This is a genomic window from Bowmanella denitrificans, from assembly GCF_002887595.1.
GTDB classification, from domain to species: Bacteria; Pseudomonadota; Gammaproteobacteria; order Enterobacterales; family Alteromonadaceae; genus Bowmanella; species Bowmanella denitrificans.
The window spans coordinates 501,430-519,845 of the sequence record NZ_PEBU01000002.1 but is presented as its reverse complement, the minus strand read 5'-3'; the positions used below and the strand labels follow the sequence as shown (position 1 = coordinate 519,845).

At 49.0% G+C, this 18,416-nt stretch carries 13 protein-coding genes; 4 read left to right on the top strand and 9 right to left on the bottom strand.

Going from position 1 to position 18,416, the window contains the following annotated elements; genetic code table 11:
- Nucleotides 1-516: 516 nt before the first annotated feature.
- Nucleotides 517-3,504, top strand: a complete 2,988-nt coding sequence (gene rne / locus CSR04_RS05840; RefSeq protein ID WP_172449245.1) for a ribonuclease E — start codon at nt 517-519, stop codon at nt 3,502-3,504.
- Nucleotides 3,505-3,651: 147 nt separating this feature from the next.
- Here rne and pyrF read toward each other — a convergent pair whose 3' ends face one another.
- The 9 genes from pyrF to gyrA form a co-directional block, all read right to left on the bottom strand.
- Nucleotides 3,652-4,347, bottom strand: coding sequence for an orotidine-5'-phosphate decarboxylase (gene pyrF / locus CSR04_RS05835; RefSeq protein ID WP_102795309.1), 696 nt, complete (start codon nt 4,345-4,347; stop codon nt 3,652-3,654).
- A complete protein-coding gene (gene lapB / locus CSR04_RS05830) occupies nt 4,348-5,517 on the bottom strand; it encodes a lipopolysaccharide assembly protein LapB (RefSeq protein ID WP_102795308.1) in 1,170 nt (389 codons plus the stop codon). It lies immediately after the preceding gene.
- Between the two features lie 5 nt (nt 5,518-5,522).
- Nucleotides 5,523-5,777: a lipopolysaccharide assembly protein LapA domain-containing protein gene (locus CSR04_RS05825; protein WP_172449244.1), complete on the bottom strand. Its 255-nt coding sequence runs from the start codon at nt 5,775-5,777 to the stop codon at nt 5,523-5,525.
- 151 nt (nt 5,778-5,928) lie between these two features.
- Nucleotides 5,929-6,219: an integration host factor subunit beta gene (gene ihfB, locus CSR04_RS05820; RefSeq protein ID WP_102795306.1), complete on the bottom strand. Its 291-nt coding sequence runs from the start codon at nt 6,217-6,219 to the stop codon at nt 5,929-5,931.
- A gap of 73 nt (nt 6,220-6,292) precedes the next feature.
- Entirely contained in the window at nt 6,293-7,966 is a 1,674-nt protein-coding gene (gene rpsA / locus CSR04_RS05815; RefSeq protein ID WP_102795305.1) for a 30S ribosomal protein S1, read from the bottom strand.
- Between the two features lie 96 nt (nt 7,967-8,062).
- Entirely contained in the window at nt 8,063-8,743 is a 681-nt protein-coding gene (gene cmk, locus CSR04_RS05810) for a (d)CMP kinase (RefSeq protein WP_102795304.1), read from the bottom strand.
- Nucleotides 8,744-8,899: 156 nt separating this feature from the next.
- The gene (aroA, locus tag CSR04_RS05805; RefSeq protein ID WP_102795303.1) at nt 8,900-10,183 is read right to left on the bottom strand and encodes a 3-phosphoshikimate 1-carboxyvinyltransferase; all 1,284 of its coding nucleotides are present in this window, start codon (nt 10,181-10,183) and stop codon (nt 8,900-8,902) included.
- Nucleotides 10,183-11,268 (bottom strand): 3-phosphoserine/phosphohydroxythreonine transaminase, encoded by a 1,086-nt coding sequence (gene serC, locus CSR04_RS05800; protein WP_102795302.1) that lies wholly within the window; start codon nt 11,266-11,268, stop codon nt 10,183-10,185. Before serC ends, aroA begins: the two co-directional genes overlap by 1 nt.
- Nucleotides 11,269-11,375: 107 nt before the next feature.
- Entirely contained in the window at nt 11,376-14,051 is a 2,676-nt protein-coding gene (gene gyrA, locus CSR04_RS05795; RefSeq protein ID WP_102795301.1) for a DNA topoisomerase (ATP-hydrolyzing) subunit A, read from the bottom strand.
- Nucleotides 14,052-14,319: 268 nt separating this feature from the next.
- Here gyrA and ubiG point away from each other — a divergent pair, with 268 nt between their 5' ends.
- The 3 genes from ubiG to nrdA all read left to right on the top strand — a co-directional run bounded on the left by ubiG (nt 14,320) and on the right by nrdA (nt 18,385).
- A complete protein-coding gene (ubiG, locus tag CSR04_RS05790; RefSeq protein ID WP_102795300.1) occupies nt 14,320-15,060 on the top strand; it encodes a bifunctional 2-polyprenyl-6-hydroxyphenol methylase/3-demethylubiquinol 3-O-methyltransferase UbiG in 741 nt (246 codons plus the stop codon).
- Nucleotides 15,053-15,721, top strand: coding sequence for an HAD family hydrolase (locus CSR04_RS05785; protein WP_102795299.1), 669 nt, complete (start codon nt 15,053-15,055; stop codon nt 15,719-15,721). Before ubiG ends, CSR04_RS05785 begins: the two co-directional genes overlap by 8 nt.
- Before the next feature lie 348 nt (nt 15,722-16,069).
- Nucleotides 16,070-18,385, top strand: a complete 2,316-nt coding sequence (gene nrdA, locus CSR04_RS05780; RefSeq protein WP_102795298.1) for a class 1a ribonucleoside-diphosphate reductase subunit alpha — start codon at nt 16,070-16,072, stop codon at nt 18,383-18,385.
- Nucleotides 18,386-18,416: the final 31 nt, after the last annotated feature.

The window sequence follows — 18,416 nt, the reverse complement described above, 5'->3', positions numbered from 1 at the left end:
AGGCCGCAACGGTAAGATAGCGAGAGCCCTTTTAACCTCGATCTAATCTTGGTAAGGATTGGCAAACCGCTGAAAATATGCCTCTAACATAAAAAATGAATTGCCTTGCCTGTAAAGTTGCTTTAGTGCGATAATCAAAGGGCTTTTGATCTAACTAAAAAATATGGTCAAATCTGCCTAAATGCAGATAGGGTTCTGAACGCTAAGAACAGATCCTCATCAAAATGATGAGTAAGCGGACCTGTCCGGCACGAAGAGTGTAAAAGTTCGTGTTTAACGGATACGGAAGAACCTGGGCAAAGAAACAAATTTTTAAGATCCAGATTGCTATCGAAGCAAAGTATTAGACCAGTTTGAATGCCTGTCAGGCCAATATATCAGCCTGACAAGCCAGTCAGTTATTGAGAACATACACAATTTGATTTGGCTTGAGCCACCATCCAGTCGGGAGACTGTGCCTTTAAGAACTGGGGGTTCTTGTCTTTCGATAGTGATCGATACCTATCGAGTCACAAAATGAAAAGAATGTTGATTAACGCAACTCAACACGAGGAGTTGCGTGTTGCCCTGGTAGACGGGCAAAAGCTGTATGATTTGGATATTGAAAGTCCAGGACACGAACAAAAGAAAGCCAATATCTATAAAGGTCGCATCACCCGGGTAGAACCAAGCCTAGAGGCCGCCTTTGTCGATTATGGTGCAGAACGCCACGGTTTCCTTCCGCTAAAAGAAATTGCCCGCACCTACTTCCCAAAAGGTTACAACTTTGAAGGCCGTCCCAACATCAAAGATGCGATTAAGGAAGGCCAGGAAGTTATTGTACAAATAGATAAAGAAGAGCGTGGACAAAAAGGTGCTGCCTTAACGACTTTTATCAGTCTGGCTGGCAGCTACTTAGTGCTAATGCCAAATAACCCCAGAGCAGGTGGTATTTCCAGGCGTATTGAAGGCGATGAGCGTACCGATCTTAAACAGTCCCTGAATAAACTGGACTTGCCCGATGGTATGGGATTGATTGTGCGTACCGCAGGGGTAGGTAAATCTTTTGAAGAGCTGGAGTGGGACTTAGGCGTATTGCTGACCCATTGGCAAGCCATCGAAGAAGCGTCTAAATCCCGCCCTGCCCCATTCCTGATTCACCAGGAATCTAACGTTATCGTTCGGGCAATCCGGGATTACCTGCGTCGTGATATCGGAGAAATACTGATAGATGACCAGGGTATTTTTGATGAAGCCAAACAACACATTGAATTGGTTCGTCCAGACTTTTTGAATCGAATCAAGCTGTACAAAGGCGATGTACCGCTATTTAGTCATTATCAAATTGAAACCCAGATTGAATCAGCCTTCCAGCGTGAAGTACGGTTACCTTCTGGTGGTTCCATCGTTATTGACCAAACCGAAGCACTAACGTCGGTGGATATCAACTCATCCAGAGCAACCAAAGGTGGTGACATTGAGGAAACAGCCCTCAATACCAACCTGGAAGCTGCAGATGAGATTGCCAGACAGTTGCGCTTACGCGATCTGGGTGGTTTGTTCGTTATTGATTTTATCGACATGACACCGGTTCGTCATCAACGAGAGGTGGAAAAGCGTCTGGCCGACGCAGTCAAATCTGACCGTGCACGTGTCCAGTTAGGCCGTATCTCCCGTTTTGGCTTACTCGAAATGTCCCGTCAGCGTTTGCGCCCTTCCCTAGGTGAATCTGCGCACCATGTATGCCCGCGTTGTGATGGTGTAGGTACAGTGCGTGGCACGGAGTCGCTGGCGCTGTCTGTGCTTAGGATCATGGAAGAGGAGGCCATCAAGGACAACACCGGACAGATCGAAGCACAAGTTCCAGTTAGCGTAGCAACCTATTTGCTGAACGAAAAACGCAGTTCGGTGCGCAGTATCGAACAACGTCATCAGGTCAGTTTGCTGATCATTCCCAATCCTAATATGGAGACCCCACATTACCGCGTAACGCGGCACAGGGTTGATGATGTTATCAGTGATGTAAGTTACAACGTTACGTTGGATGAAGCCAAGAGCATTGACACTCCCAAAGTTGGGCAGGAACAACCCAGCCGAGAAGAGCCGGCCCTGAAGACATTGGTTGCCCCGCCTAAAGCAGCACCGGTCAGTAAAGTAACCGAGACACCAGCTCCGTCGTTGTTCGAAAAACTGGGCAATTGGTTTGCCAAGCTGTTTAAAACTGAACAGCCGCAAACGAAGCAGAACGAAAACAACAACCGCGGTAACCGCCAACAGCGTAGCAGAAAGCCACGCCATGAGCGTGGAAATCGTCAGGATGACGGTCGCCGCGATAATAAGCGTGCCCGTCCGGATGATAAACGCGATGAGCGCCGTGAAGACCAGCGTAATCGTGATGATGCCCGCAAGGATAGCCGTCGTGACGAGCAACGCGATCAACGTAAGCAAGCTCGTGGTAATCGCAACAGAAATGACGAAGCGGATACTCAGGCCTTAGAAAGTAAGCAAGGTAAAGAACAGCAAACACCTCGCCAGCCTAAGCAGGAGCAAATAGCAGAGCGCCGTCAACGTCGTGACAAACGTCGCTCAGTGCGAGTTCAGTCAACTGAAGGTCAGGATCTCGAACTGCAAGCCAACCAACAGGTTGCACATGAGGTAGCAGTTACAGAAGAGGTGAAAGTCACTGAACCGGTTAAGCAGGAAGTTACTAAGCCCATTGCTAAGCAGCCAGAGCAAACTGAGGAAACTCAAGTAGAAGCGCAGGACAGGACAGAAGGTGACGAGTCCAAGGTAGATAAAGAATTAAATAAAGAGGAAGGAACTCGCAATCGCAGTCGCCGTTCTCCACGTCATATTCGTGCTGCCGGACAAAAACGTCGTAAAGAGCAGGACAGTGAAAGTGCGGCCCCCGAACAGGACCAGTTGGCACTTGAGGTGGAAGAGTCCGAAGTTGGAAACGACCTTAGTACTGATGTACAAAATAATGACGTTGAGACCAAAGCGAAAGCATCTGAGCAATCTGAATCAAACGCTGAGAATGATGCAAGTGATTCACAGCAGACAGATGAAGCCCATGTGGAAGAGGTTAAGAGCGAGAAGCCTAAACGCAGAACACGTCGTACCAAAGCACCGCAGCAGGTGGAAATTGCCTTAGAGGAAGGTCATGTTGATGGCTCAGAGGCCAAAGCAGAATCGACTAAACCTGAAGTAAAAGAGTCTGCTGAAGTAGCTGAAGTAGCTGAAGTAGCTGAAGTAGCTGAAGTAGCTGAAGTAAAAAATGTTAAACCTGTGACCCAGAAAGCCAAGGCGCTTACGCCGCTGGCCAAAGGGCCAAAGTTTCACTTTACCTCGTCGCCCATGGCTACGCCCGTGAGCCTGCCTGCAGAATTTACCGAAATTCAAATCCAGGCGCTGGCGGTAACAAACCGTCCTGAACTTAAAACCTCAGGTAAAGCGGCGGCACGCTCAAGCTTCAGTACGAAGGCAGATGCGCCGACAACTAAGCCCGAAAGCCTGGCTGACTGACCATTATCAGATTGCCGACGTGAGCTTGTAGCACGTCGGCATAACAAGTCAGCAAATAGCGATTCAGCTAAAGGTATCTAAACCAAACTAAAAAGCCGCTCATTGAAGCGGCTTTCTTATTTCGATTTGCAAACAGGGACAAGCTAACTAAGCAAGCGAGTGGTTAATGCTGTTAAGTGCTGTGACCGGATCGTTGGCCTGGGTGATAGGACGTCCGATCACCATATAGTCCACCCCTGCCTTGATGGCCTGCTCCGGGGTCATTACCCGGTGCTGATCCCCTATATCTGCTCCAGCCGGACGAATTCCCGGGGTGATTAACTTGAACTCACTGCCTAATGCTTGTTTCAACATCTGTGCTTCCTGAGCAGAGCATACCACGCCATCCAGCCCCGCATGCTTGGTCAGCTTAGCCAGATGCAATACCTGCTCTGCGGGGCTCTTATCTACCCCCGTTGCACGCAATTCAGTCTCAGACATACTGGTCAATACGGTTACCGCAATCAGTAACGGTCTTTCGTTGCCAAATTGTTCCAGCGCCTGTCGACTGGTCTCCATCATTTTTGTACCACCACTGGCATGTAGATTAACCATCCACACACCAAGTTCTGCAGCGGCGACACAGGCCTTAGCGACAGTATTGGGAATATCATGGAACTTAAGATCCAGAAACACATCAAAATCGCGCTGAATCAACTGCTTAACAAAGTCCGGACCAAAATAGGTAAACATTTCTTTGCCGACTTTCAGGCGACAACTACCTGGATCTATCTGATCAACAAACTGAAGTGCATGCTTTTGATTGTCGAAATCCAGGGCGACGACAACTTTAGGATCTTTCATCTATTCTCCATCCAACCCTTTAATGGGTTTAACCAACCCCCACTTTTTACAGGAAGGGCATAACCAGTGCAATTGCCGCCCGGAAAAGCCACAGGCAGTACAGCGATACTTTGGTCTTTGCTTAATTTGTTCCTGCACCAGTTCCTGTAACATAGCTAAGCTGTCTCCAACCTGCTTCTCATTGCTATGCTGTTGATACAGATGCATTAATGTTTCAAAGCCTTTCATTGTGGGCTTCTTGCGCAGTTGCTGTAGCAGAAATTCGGCCGCCTGAATGCCCCTGCCCTGATTGGCCATTAATTTCACTTTGGCCAGATAGGCCGTCGCACATTGCTGGTGATATTCGTCCAAAAGCGACTCTAAAATACTGTTGTCTTGCAATTTGTCCGCACATTCCTGTAATAAGGGAACAGCTTCACTTAACCAGGTAACGTCTCTGACCGGAACCTGCTGCAGGTATTCCTGTGCCTGACGGTAATCTTGTTGTGCGATGGCCATCTGACCTAGCATCAACCAGGGACGTACCGCATGTTCATCAGACAGTACCGCCTTTTGCAGACTTTTCTCTGCTAATTCAAATTCTTGCTTCTTCAGATGAATTGCAGCCTGCTCACAATAGAAATGTGCGACCCGTTCACATAATTCCAGGCTGTCACCATGACAGTTGACCATGCGTTCTGCCAATTCTATGGCCCGGTCCCACTCTTTGGTATTCTGATAAATATTAAATAACTGCTGCTGAGCATCGAGAAAATACTTGTCACTGTCCAGCAACTGTAAAAATACCGCTTCAGCCCTTTCCAAAAAGCCCGCCAACATATAATCCCGACCTAGTTCTTTCAGGGCTTGTTGCTTTAGCGAGTCATTCACCTGCTCTTTGTCGACCAGGTTTTGATGGATACGTATCGCTCTGTCCAATTCCCCACGATGACGAAAAAAATTGCCCATAGCAATGTGCGTTTCCACCGTATCACTGTCAACGTTAATCATTTTGATCAGGGTATCAACAGCTTTATCGGGCTGATCAGACAGCAGGAAATTCAGCCCTTTATAATAATGTTTGGAAAGAATACTGGATTGCTTACGTTGCGCTTGACGAAGGCTGTTGCGGCCCATTATCCATCCATAACCGGCTGCGACAGGGAGCAGAAGAAAAAGCAGCTCTAACATGGAGTTCAGCTATCTCTTGGCTTGGTGGCCTGACTATTACGCTGACGACCACGCCAACGGAATCCGATAAACCAGAGAACACAAAGCAGCAAACAAGATAACGCCCCGGCAACAAACATGACCGCCATCAAACTAGACAGCCGCAGCTGTGACTGCGCAATAAGATAATTAACCTGAACAAGTTGATCATTTTGTGCGCCAATGGCCAGGGCCAGCAGAAACAGTGCCAATGCCAATAGCAGGCTCAAAATCAGTTTCAAGTCGCTCTCCCAAGCAATGAATTGGACCATTGTAATAGATAAGGGACCGCTGTGAACAGTCTTAACATGCCCATTTGGGACAAAGGAATAGTATGCAGGTGGCTGATACGACAAGACAAAAAAGGCATCCGATGTGGATGCCTTTATATAATCAGTGAGTCATCCCGTCATTCACCCTTTCACGCAACTCCTTGCCAGGTTTGAAATGGGGGACGTATTTACCGTCCAGCTTTACCGTTTCACCTGTCTTGGGATTACGTCCAACCCTGGGAGCACGATAATGCAGTGAAAAACTGCCGAATCCGCGGATCTCGATACGCTCCCCTTTTTGCAGGGTCTGCGCCATCTGTTCCAGCATTTCTTTTATCGCCGCTTCCATTTCCTTGGCGGGAATGTGACGGGCCTTATCAGCAAGTCTGTCGATTAGTTCCGATTTGGTCATATTAACCTCGTGATCATGGACAAATCATACAGTTACCGATCTGTTGAGGAGGCCAGTCGGCCTCCCCGACTCCTTACTCTTCGCCTTTCGCTGCTTTGAAAGCTTCAGCCATAGCGTTGACGAAACCAGTTTCTTCCTGCTGGTTTACTTTGTCGATCGCTTCTTTCTCTTCCGCTTCGTCTTTCGCCTTCACAGACAGATTCACGATACGGTTCTTACGATCAACACCAACATACTTGGCTTCGATTTCTTCGCCGACCTTGACGACTTCAGAAGCATCTTCAACGCGGTCGCGCATCAGATCAGTGGCACGAATGTAACCTTCAACTTCTTCGGCCAGCTCAACAGTCACGCCTTTAGCGTCAACAGCGGTAACCTTACCGACAACGATAGCACCTTTCTTGTTATCTGTCAGATACTTATTGAAAGGATCTTCTTCGATTTGCTTCACGCCCAGGCTGATACGCTCACGCTCAGGGTCGACTTGCAGTACAACTGCAGAGATCTCGTCACCTTTCTTGTAATCGCGTACGGCTTCTTCGCCAGCTTTATTCCAAGAAATATCAGACAAGTGAACCAGACCGTCGATGCCGCCGTCCAGACCAATAAAGATACCGAAATCAGTGATTGACTTGATCTTACCAGTGACTTTGTCACCCTTGTTGTGAGTCTTGGCAAACTCTTCCCAAGGATTGGCTTTACACTGTTTCAGACCCAGAGAAATACGACGACGCTCTTCGTCGATTTCCAGTACCATCACTTCAACCACATCACCCAGGTTAACAACCTTAGATGGGTGGATGTTTTTGTTGGTCCAATCCATTTCAGAAACGTGTACCAGACCTTCAACGCCATCTTCGATTTCTACGAAGCAGCCGTAGTCAGTCAGGTTAGTCACCTGGCCAGACAGTCTAGTGCCTTCTGGGTAACGCTGAGCGATTTCGCTCCAAGGATCGCTGCCCATTTGCTTCATGCCAAGCGATACGCGAGACTTCTCACGGTCGAACTTCAGAACTTTAACCTGAATTTCGTCACCAACATTGACGATTTCACTTGGGTGCTTAACACGCTTCCAAGCCATATCAGTGATGTGCAGCAGGCCGTCAACACCGCCCAGATCTACGAATGCACCGTAGTCAGTCAGGTTCTTAACGATACCTTTCACTTCCAAACCTTCTTCCAGGTTGGCCAGCAACTGTTCGCGCTCTGCACTGTTTTCAGCTTCGATAACGGCGCGACGTGATACCACTACGTTGTTACGTTTGGCATCCAGTTTGATAACTTTGAATTCCAGCTCTTTGCCTTCCAGGTGAATAGTGTCACGCACTGGACGTACATCAACCAAAGAACCAGGTAAGAAAGCGCGTACAGAGTTAACTTCAACCGTAAAGCCACCTTTGACTTTACCATTGATGATACCCTTAATGGTCGCTTTCTCTTCGTATGCTTTTTCCAACTCAACCCAGGCTTCATGACGCTTGGCTTTTTCACGGGACAGGATGGTTTCACCGAAGCCATCTTCCACAGCGTCCAGTGCTACATCCACAGTGTCGCCTACTGCGATTTCCAGTACGCCTTCAGCATTTTTGAACTGTTCGGCAGGGATGGCACTTTCAGACTTGAGACCCGCATCAACCAGAACGATGTCTTTATCGATGGCAACAACAGTACCTTTAACGATAGCGCCTGGGCGAGTTTCAAGCTGTTTTAAACTTTCTTCGAAAAGTTGAGCAAAATTTTCAGTCATAGTGTGATTATTCAAGTATTGACATCCACTCAGCAGTCCCGCTAATGTGGGGTTGTTCCAATTGGCTCGCAGCATCCTTACTTTCGAGCAGTTTCATCAATTATTTTGCAATCTGTCTTCAACAAATTGCATAACGGTTTCAAGCACTTGGGTGATACTCAACTGCGTTGAGTCCAACACCAATGCATCCTCTGCCGGTACCAGTGGCGCAACCGAACGATTAATGTCTCGTTCATCACGCGCCTGTATATCGGTCAAAAGGCGCTCAATGCTAACATCGAGCCCCTTATCTTTCAACTGCTTATAACGGCGCATCGCCCGCTCTTCAGCGCTGGCAGTAAGGAAGATTTTTGCTTGTGCACCGGGGAAAACCACGGTGCCCATATCTCTTCCGTCGGCGACCAACCCGGGTTCTTCCCGAAACGCTCGCTGCCTTCTGAGTAAGGCTTCACGAATCCTCGGCAGTGACGCCACCTGAGAAGCAACGGCACCGACTTCTTCGGTACGAATACTTTCCGTGACATCTTCACCTTCGAGGATAATTCTTGTCCCACCAGATTGCGTTTCAAAGCTAACGTCCAGACTGGACGCCAATGGCACCAACCCCATCTCGTCCAATGCATCAATTTGATGATGCAGAGACGCTACGGCCAATACACGATATATGGCACCGCTATCAAGAAAATGCCAGCCCAGCTTTTCAGCCAACATGGCGCTGATGGTGCCCTTTCCTGCTCCACTCGGTCCGTCGATGGTAATGACAGGCGCTACTTGCATCGCTTCTCCAAAACTGTCTTCATATAAAAAAACGCGCGCAATTATACGCTTTAGGCAGGGATAAGCAACGAAAGCCCTATGCCGGCGGAGGGACTTAAGCTTAGTGTAGCCCTGCAACCTACGCCAATATAAGGGCCTGCTGCCCTATGTGATAAATTAACGATGGCTGATATCCGCCAAACGCAAAAAATAATCCGGGAATGTCTTCGCCGTGCAACCTGGGTCATTAATAACAACCTGAGTATCGCCAAGCGCTACCAGAGAGAAGCACATTGCCATGCGGTGATCATTGTAGGTATCAATGGCAGCTCGCTGCAATTTTGCCGGTGGCGTGACTTCAATAAAGTCATCGCCTTCCACAACATGCGCCCCTACTTTACGAAGCTCAGTTGCCATAGCATGTAAGCGATCGGTCTCTTTCACCCGCCAATTGTAAATATTGCGAATGGCCGTTGTGCCTTTTGCAAAGAGTGCGGTGGTGGCAATCGTCATGGCAGCATCAGGAATATGATTCATATCCATATCCACCGCGTTAAGTGGACTTCCTTCCACTTCAACGAAGTCGGCTCCCCAATTAACTTTTGCTCCCATAGCTTGCAGTACCAGGGCAAAGTCTTTGTCGCCCTGAATACTATCTCTGCCAATGCCGGTCACCCTGACTGTACCGCCTTTAATTGCAGCAGCAGCCAGGAAATAGGACGCAGATGATGCATCCCCTTCCACCAGAAAGGAACCGGGGGAACGATAATGCTGCCCGGCGGTCACTACAAATTTCTGATATTGATGGTTTTCCACCATGACACCAAACTTGGCCATGGTATCCAGAGTGATATCAATATAGGGTTTTGATACCAGCTCACCAACAATTTCAATATGTGTATCACCATCAAACAGCGGTGCCGCCATTAGCACGGCGGTTAAGAATTGGCTGGATACACTGCCATCCACCTGAATGGTACCACCGGATAACCTTTGGCCTTTAATCAGCAGTGGCGGAAACCCTTGGTTCTTCAGATACTGAATATCTGCCCCAGCTTGTTTGAGGGCATCAACCAGAGCTCCGATAGGACGCTCTTCCATGCGTGTTTCACCAGTCAGTTCAAACTCACCCTGAGAGAGCGCCAGCGCGGCACACAAAGGACGCATGGCCGTACCGGCATTACCCAAAAATAATGTCTGCCTGGCCGCCACGTTAAAAGCTTGCCCCAGTCCCTCTACCGTGCAGCGGGTTTTATCTGCACTCAATTGGTAGCTCACCCCAAGTTGAGTTAAGGCACTGAGCATATGCCGGATATCTTCACTGTCCAGTAAATTGGTCAGCTCGGTTCTGCCTTGCGCCATCGCCGCCAATAGCAAAGCGCGATTCGACAGGCTTTTGGAGCCGGGCAGGTTCACCTCTCCATCAATACGACTGATAGGTTCCAGTACAAGTTGTTCCATTAACCCTTTCTCCTGGCAAAGTCAGCCATAAAGTCAACCAAAGCTTTTACCCCTTCAATGGGCATAGCGTTATAAATACTGGCGCGCATGCCCCCGACACTGCGATGTCCTGCCAACGCTTTAAATCCCGCCTGTTCAGATTCCATCAGGAATACTTTGTCCAGCGCCGAATTTGCCAGTTGAAAAGGCACATTCATACGTGACCGGAATGCAGGTGCAATGCGGTTATGATAAAAATCACTGCTATCAATATAGCTATACAGCAACGCGGCCTTATCGGCATTGCGCTTCGCCATGGACTCCACCCCACCCTGCGCTTTAAGCCATTTAAACACCAGCCCGGCCAGATACCATGCGTAAGTAGGTGGCGTATTAAACATAGAGCCCTGCTGCGCCAGGATGTTGTAGTCCAGAATCGAAGGAGTGTGAGCCATAGATTGGTTCAGCAAGTCTTCCCGCACGATCACCACTGACAAACCCGATGGACCAATATTTTTCTGTGCGCCAGCGTAAATCACACCAAAACGCGACACATCAACAGGTTTAGACAAGATATTGGATGACATATCAGCAACCAAAGGGACCGCGCCAATATCTGGGATGTCTGACATTTCGACACCATCCACTGTCTCATTGGGACAATAATGCAAATAGGCTGCCTCGGGATTTAATTGCCACTCTTCTTGTCCCGGAACAACTAAAAGCCCGTCCTCCCAGCGGCTGCTGGCCACCACATTGGCCTTTAGGTATCGTTTGGCTTCATCCACTGCTGCGGATGACCAGGAACCACTGACCAGATAATCGGCCTGGTCTCGTTGGCCACCTAAATTCAGTGGCACGGCCGAAAACTGTCCCCGTCCTCCACCATGGGTAAAAAGCACTTTGTAATTAGCTGGCACGCTCAGCAGTTCCCGCAAATCCGCTTCGGCTTGCTCTGCCACCTGAATAAATTCCTTACTGCGATGACTCAGCTCCATTACTGAGCATCCCTGCCCCTGCCAATCGACAAATTCAGCCTGCGCCTGCTGCATTACCTCCACCGGTAACATGGCGGGACCAGCACAAAAGTTATACACCTTATTCATTTTTACACTCTTCAAAAGCAAACGAGCGGCTTAAGGTTTATCTCAGGCCGCTCGTCGCTGTACAGACTATAAGAGACATTGCTGTCTCTCGACTGGATTTCTGTCGTTTATTCGTCGTCGCCCGGCACCTGGCCTTCGTCCGAACTTGCCTGTAACGCGGGTTCTTGCCCGTCTTCTAGCATATAGTCGTCTTCAGCTTCCACCTCTTCGATGCGCTGCAGTCCAACTACATGTTCATTTTCTGTGGTGCGGATCAAGCGAACACCCTGAGTGTTTCGGCCAATAACCGATACTTCACTCACACGAGTGCGTACCAGCGTGCCCTGATCACTGATAAGCATGATTTCATCATTCTCATCGACCTGAACAGCGCCTACCACTGCGCCATTACGTTCGGATACCTTGATAGATACCACACCTTGCGTGGCACGGCTCTTAGCCGGGTAATCCTCCAGCGGCGTACGCTTGCCGAAACCATTTTCGGTGACGGTCAGTATCGCGCCATCCCCTTGTGGAACAATCAAGGACACCACTCTTTGCTCATCCTGCAAACGGATACCGCGCACACCCGTGGCCGTGCGGCCCATGGGGCGTAGTGACAGCATCTCTTCACCGGTTTCCGGATCAAGTTTCACTTCACCGGTTTCTGCGTCGCGCTGTTTCTCATTAAAACGCACAACTTTACCCGCATCAGAGAACAGCATGATGTCGCTTTGACCGTCGGTTAGCGCAACACCAATCAGCTCATCACCGTCATTAAGATTCACAGCGATAATACCGTTGGCTCTTGGGCGCGAATACTGAGTTAAGTCAGTTTTCTTCACCGTACCAAATGCGGTCGCCATCAATACAAATTTGTCTTCCACAAATTCTGCAATCGGCAGCATGGCAGTAATCCGCTCACCTTCTTCCAAAGGCAGTATATTGACAATAGGTCGACCTCTGGCGTTGCGGCTGGCCAGCGGCAACTGATAGGTCTTAATCCAGTACAGTCGGCCACGGGTAGAGAAGCACAGAATATAATCATGGGTATTGGCAACCAGCAGCTTCTCAATAAAGTCTTCGTCCTTCATTTTGGTGGCTGACTTACCTTTACCACCACGGCGCTGGGCTTCGTATTCCTTGAGTTTCTGGTACTTAACATAGCCTTCGTGTGACAGTGTGACGACCACGTCTTCCTGCTCAATCAAATCTTCTATATCAATATCGTGGCTGGCCGCAGTGATTTCAGTACGACGCTCATCACCGTACTCGGCCTGGATTTTCTCCAGTTCTTCACGAATCACTTCCATCAAGCGCTCTGGACTGGCCAGGATATGCATCAGCTCTGCGATCAGCTCCAGTAGTTCTTTATATTCGGCCAGAATCTTGTCATGTTCAAGGCCTGTCAGCTTGTGCAGGCGCAGGTCCAAAATGGCCTGAGCTTGCGCTTCGGTGAGATAGTATTTGCCGTCGCGGATGCCAAATTGCGGCTCCAACCAGTCTGGGCGCGCTGCATCGACACCGGCTCTTTCCAGCATGTCAGACACATCACCCAACAACCAGCCTTGTGCCACCAAACCGGCCTTGGCTTCGGCCGGGCTGGGTGAAGCCTTGATCAGCTCAATGATCGGGTCAATGTTGGCCAGCGCCACGGCCAGGCCTTCCAGGATGTGCGCGCGGTCACGAGCCTTACGAAGTTCAAATACGGTTCTGCGTGTCACCACTTCGCGGCGGTGCAACACAAAGGCTTCAAGCATTTCCTTTAAGTTGAAGACCTTCGGCTGGTTGTTATCCAGTGCCACCATATTAATACCAAACACCGTTTGTAATTGGGTTTGGGCATACAAATGGTTGAGCAATACTTCGGCAGATTCGTTACGTTTCACTTCGATAACGATGCGCATACCGTCTTTGTCAGATTCATCACGTAGCGCAGAGATGCCTTCAACTTTCTTTTCTTTAACCAGCTCGGCAATCTTCTCGATTAATCTGGCTTTGTTAACCTGATAAGGAATTTCGCTGACGATAATGGTTTCTTTACCGTTATCTTCTGTCTCGATGTCAGCTTTGGCACGCAGATAAATCTTTCCGCGCCCCGTGCGGTAGGCTTCTTCTATTCCCTTACGGCCGCTAATCATTGCCGCTGTAGGGAAGTCCGGCCCAGGAATAAACTCAATCAGTTCTTCAATACTGATGTCAGGGTTGTTGATCAGCGCAATACAGCCGCTGATCACCTCAGTCAGGTTATGCGGGGGAATATTGGTGGCCATGCCCACGGCAATACCAGAAGAACCATTTACCAACAGGTTAGGCACTTTGGTAGGCAGTACTTCGGGTATTTGTTCCGTGCCATCATAGTTAGGCACAAAATTAACCGTTTCTTTTTCCAGGTCAGCCAACAGCTCATGGGCAATTTTGGCCATACGTACTTCGGTATAACGCATCGCAGCTGCAGAATCGCCATCGACCGAACCGAAGTTACCTTGTCCATCAACCAGCATATAACGTAATGAGAAGGGCTGGGCCATCCTGACGATGGTGTCATACACGGCAGAATCACCATGCGGGTGGTACTTACCTATGACATCACCCACCACACGGGCAGATTTTTTGTAGGGCTTGTTGAAGTCGTTCTTCAACTCGTTCATCGCAAACAGCACACGCCTGTGTACCGGTTTGAGGCCGTCGCGCACATCTGGCAGGGCACGGCCCACAATGACGCTCATGGCATAATCGAGGTATGAGTTTTTCAACTCTTCCTCAATATTAATGGGGAGAATTTCTTTGGCGCGGTCGGTCATATACAGCCCTGTTCCCTTCTTTAATCTACGTCTTCCCATTCGGGTTTACACTGAACATCAAAAAATCAGTCAGAACCCGGGAATTCAAGCTTTATTAGAGGTTTATTAACCGCACAATCCTACCACTTAAATAAACAAATAAACAGCCGCAGCTTGCTCATATAAACGGCATTCGCACCAGCCTGAGGCCATTGTTATAAAACAGCGTTGGTGTTCGGCAATGAGCTGATTATACTAGGCCGCAGTTTTTCAAAACAAAGCCATACTCATGTCACAAACACTCATCCAGCAAAACCACCACGACAATGTAGATGAACAGGAAATTGCCAAGTTTTCTGCCCTGGCCAGTCGATGGTGGGATCTGGAGGGCGAATTTAAACCTCTGCATCAAATCAATCCCTTGCGTCTGGATTTTATCGCCCAGCATTGCCAGGGATTATTTGGTAAGAATGTTTTAGATGTCGGCTGTGGTGGCGGTATTTTGGCTGAAAGCATGGCAAAAATGGGGGCCAATGTCACCGGTATCGATATGGCCAAAGACTCACTGGAAGTAGCCAGATTACATGGTTTGGAGTCTGGCATTAATGTTGACTATCAGCTAATCACGGTTGAAGCTTTCAGCGAGGCACGGGCGGGTCAGTTTGATGTAGTGACTTGCATGGAAATGCTGGAGCATGTGCCGGATCCCGAGTCCATCGTGCGCTCGTGTGCGAAACTGGTTAAGCCTGGTGGGCAGATATTCTTCTCGACCTTGAACCGCAACCTTAAGTCTTACTTGATGGCCATTGTGGGAGCTGAATACGTGTTGGGTCTGGTGCCCAAAGGCACGCATCAACACAGTAAATTCATCCGCCCTTCTGAACTGATGCAATGGATAGATAACACCCCCCTGCTGTGCCGTCATATTCAAGGACTGCACCTTAACCCGCTTAGCGGTCAGTACTATTTATCTAATAGCAATGTGGATGTGAATTACCTGCTGCATTGCCACCGGCCGGAAAATGACTAAACCCCGGGCAGGATTGCTGTTTGATCTGGACGGTACTCTGCTGGATACCGCCAGAGATATGGGCAATGCATTAAATATGTTGCTTGCTGAAGAAGGTCGTGTCCAGCAAAGCTATCAGTCATATCGGCCTATTGCTTCTCATGGCGCTATGGGCATGCTGAAATTGGGTTTCGCAATTTGTCGCAATGATGGCGAGTTCGAAGCACTGCGCCAACGCTTTTTACACCATTACCGTAACACCTTGTGCCAGCATACCTGCTTGTTTGACGGCATTGAGGCATTGCTATTATGGCTCAATGACAACAATATCCCCTGGGGTATTGTGACCAACAAGCCAACACACCTGACACTGCCCCTGTTAGAACAGTTTCCACTATTACAAAAAGCCGCTGTACTGGTATGTGGGGATACGCTGACAGATAGAAAACCCAGCCCCAAACCGCTCTTCCATGCCGCCAATCAGCTAAACCTGGCGTTGCCGCATAGCTGGTATGTGGGTGACGCAGAACGTGACATGCTGGCAGCCAAATCCGCTGGTATGCAGGCTGTACTGGCCGAATATGGCTATATCTGCCCCAGTGAACAACCGCAACATTGGCAGGTAGACCAACGCATCGCTCACCCAGTTGAAATATCCAACAGGTTCAAACACAAGATCTAGTATTTTTTGTGCAACACAAACACCATATGTCGTTAAATAATAACGGCGCCACATTTAAGAAATAAAAAATTTATCTGCTTTAAAATGATCTAAATTTTCCTTGCATTCCTATCACCGAAGTCTTGATGGTGACTCTTCGGTGAGTCGACACTAACCTCATTATCCAGCGCCTTCTGTTCGGCCATTAAACCACCAGATATTGGGTTGCATAAAGGCTAAAACCTCACTATCTTGTGCCAAAGCGAACGGCTTGCTAAGGCAAAGATTCGCAGTTTTTCTGTCCCGCAGACAAGGGCTTGTTTGCGGGCAATTTGCGCTAATTTTGATAACAATAAGACGGCTATCGGCATGAACAATACGCTTCTCGTTACCAAACGCTCCGGCGAAAAAGAGCCTATCGATCTCGACAAGATCCATAAAGTCATTACCTGGGCTGCCAAGGGCCTGAACAATGTATCTGTGTCCCAGGTGGAGATAAAGGCTCACATCCAGTTTTACGACGGCATCAAAACCTCTGATATCCACGAGACTTTGATTAAATCTGCCGCAGACCTGATCTCCAAGGACAGTCCAGATTATCAATACCTGGCCGCCCGACTGGCCATTTTCCATTTGCGTAAAAAAGCGTACGGACAGTTTGAGCCGCCGGCTTTATATAGCCATGTTGCACGCATGGTGGACATGGGCAAGTACGATAAGCATCTACTGGAAGACTACAGCCAGGCTGAATTTGAACAAATGGACGCCTATCTTGATCACTGGCGTGATATGGATTTCAGCTATGCTGCCGTGAAGCAACTGGAAGGTAAATATCTGGTTCAAAACCGGGTTACCGGCGAGATTTATGAAAGCGCGCAGTTCCTGTATATGCTGGTTGCCGCCTGCTTGTTTGCCAATTATCCAAAACAAACACGCATGGATTATATCCAGCGTTTTTATGATGCCGTCTCCAAATTTAAGATTTCGTTGCCGACCCCGATCATGTCCGGGGTGCGCACGCCGACGCGTCAGTTCAGCTCCTGCGTATTAATCGAGTGTGGCGACAGCCTGGATTCTATCAACGCCACCGCCAGCGCCATCGTTAAGTATGTGAGCCAACGTGCAGGCATTGGCATTAATGCCGGCCGTATTCGAGCTTTGGGGAGCCCCATCCGGGGTGGCGAAGCCTTCCACACCGGTTGCTTGCCGTTCTATAAATATTTCCAGACCGCGGTAAAGAGTTGCTCGCAAGGCGGTGTGCGTGGTGGTGCAGCAACCTTGTTCTACCCGTTGTGGCATTTGGAAGTCGAGTCCCTGCTGGTATTGAAAAATAACCGTGGTGTGGAAGAAAACCGAGTCCGTCACCTGGACTATGGAGTGCAGTTTAACAAGCTGATGTATCAGCGCCTGATTAAAGATGAGCACATCACCCTGTTCAGCCCCTCGGATGTACCGGGCTTGTATGATGCTTTCTTTGCTGATCAGGACAAGTTTGAAACGCTTTATACCCAGTACGAGCAGGACCCTGCCATACGTAAGAAGCAGGTCAAAGCCATCGAGCTTTTCAGTCTGTTTATGCAAGAGCGTGCCAGTACTGGCCGCATCTATCTGCAAAACGTTGACCACTGCAATACCCACAGCCCATTTGACCCGACTGTGGCCCCGGTACGTCAAAGCAATTTGTGTCTTGAAATCGCCTTGCCAACCAAGCCATTGGAGCATGTGAACGACGAAAATGGCGAAATTGCGCTATGTACCCTGTCGGCCTTTAATCTGGGTGCCATCGAAAACCTGGATGAGCTGGGTGAGCTATCGGATTTAGCCGTACGCGCACTGGACAGTTTGCTGGATTATCAGGACTACCCAGTACCTGCAGCATATAACGCCACCATGGGCCGCCGTACACTGGGTGTAGGGGTCATCAACTTTGCCTACTATCTGGCCAAGCACGGAGTGCGATATTCCGACGGCAGCGCCAATGGCCTAGTGCACAGAGCCTTTGAAGCGATTCAGTACTACCTGCTTAAGGCTTCAGTGGGACTGGCGAAGGAAAAAGGCGCATGTCCGAAGTTTAACGAAACCACTTATGCCAAAGGCATCCTGCCTATCGACAGCTACAAAAAGGATTTGGATGCAGTGTGCAATGAGCCGCTGCAATACGACTGGGAAGCGCTGCGTGCGGATATCAAGGAGTTCGGCCTGCGTAACAGCACATTGTCAGCCCTGATGCCCTCTGAGACTTCTTCGCAGATTTCCAATGCGACGAACGGCATTGAGCCGCCTCGTGGTCATATCAGCGTTAAATCCAGTAAAGACGGTGTACTTAAGCAAGTGGTACCGGAATACGAACGCTTGCGTGAACAGTATGAGCTGCTGTGGGACATCCCCTCCAACGACGGTTATTTGCAACTGGTCGCCATTATGCAGAAATTTGTCGATCAGACCATCTCTGCCAATACCAGCTATGACCCAGGCAAATACGAAGGTGGCAAAGTTCCAATGAAACTGTTGCTTAAAGATCTTCTTACTGCTTACAAACTGGGGGTTAAGACGCTTTACTATCATAATACCCGTGATGGTGCTGCAGACACCCAGGAAGAGCTGACTGTCAGCAAACGGCAACCTGTAGTGGAAGCCGTGGTCGAAGAAGATGACGACTGCGCCGGCGGCGCCTGCAAAATATAATCATAATAGGCCGGTCCCAGACCGGCCTTTG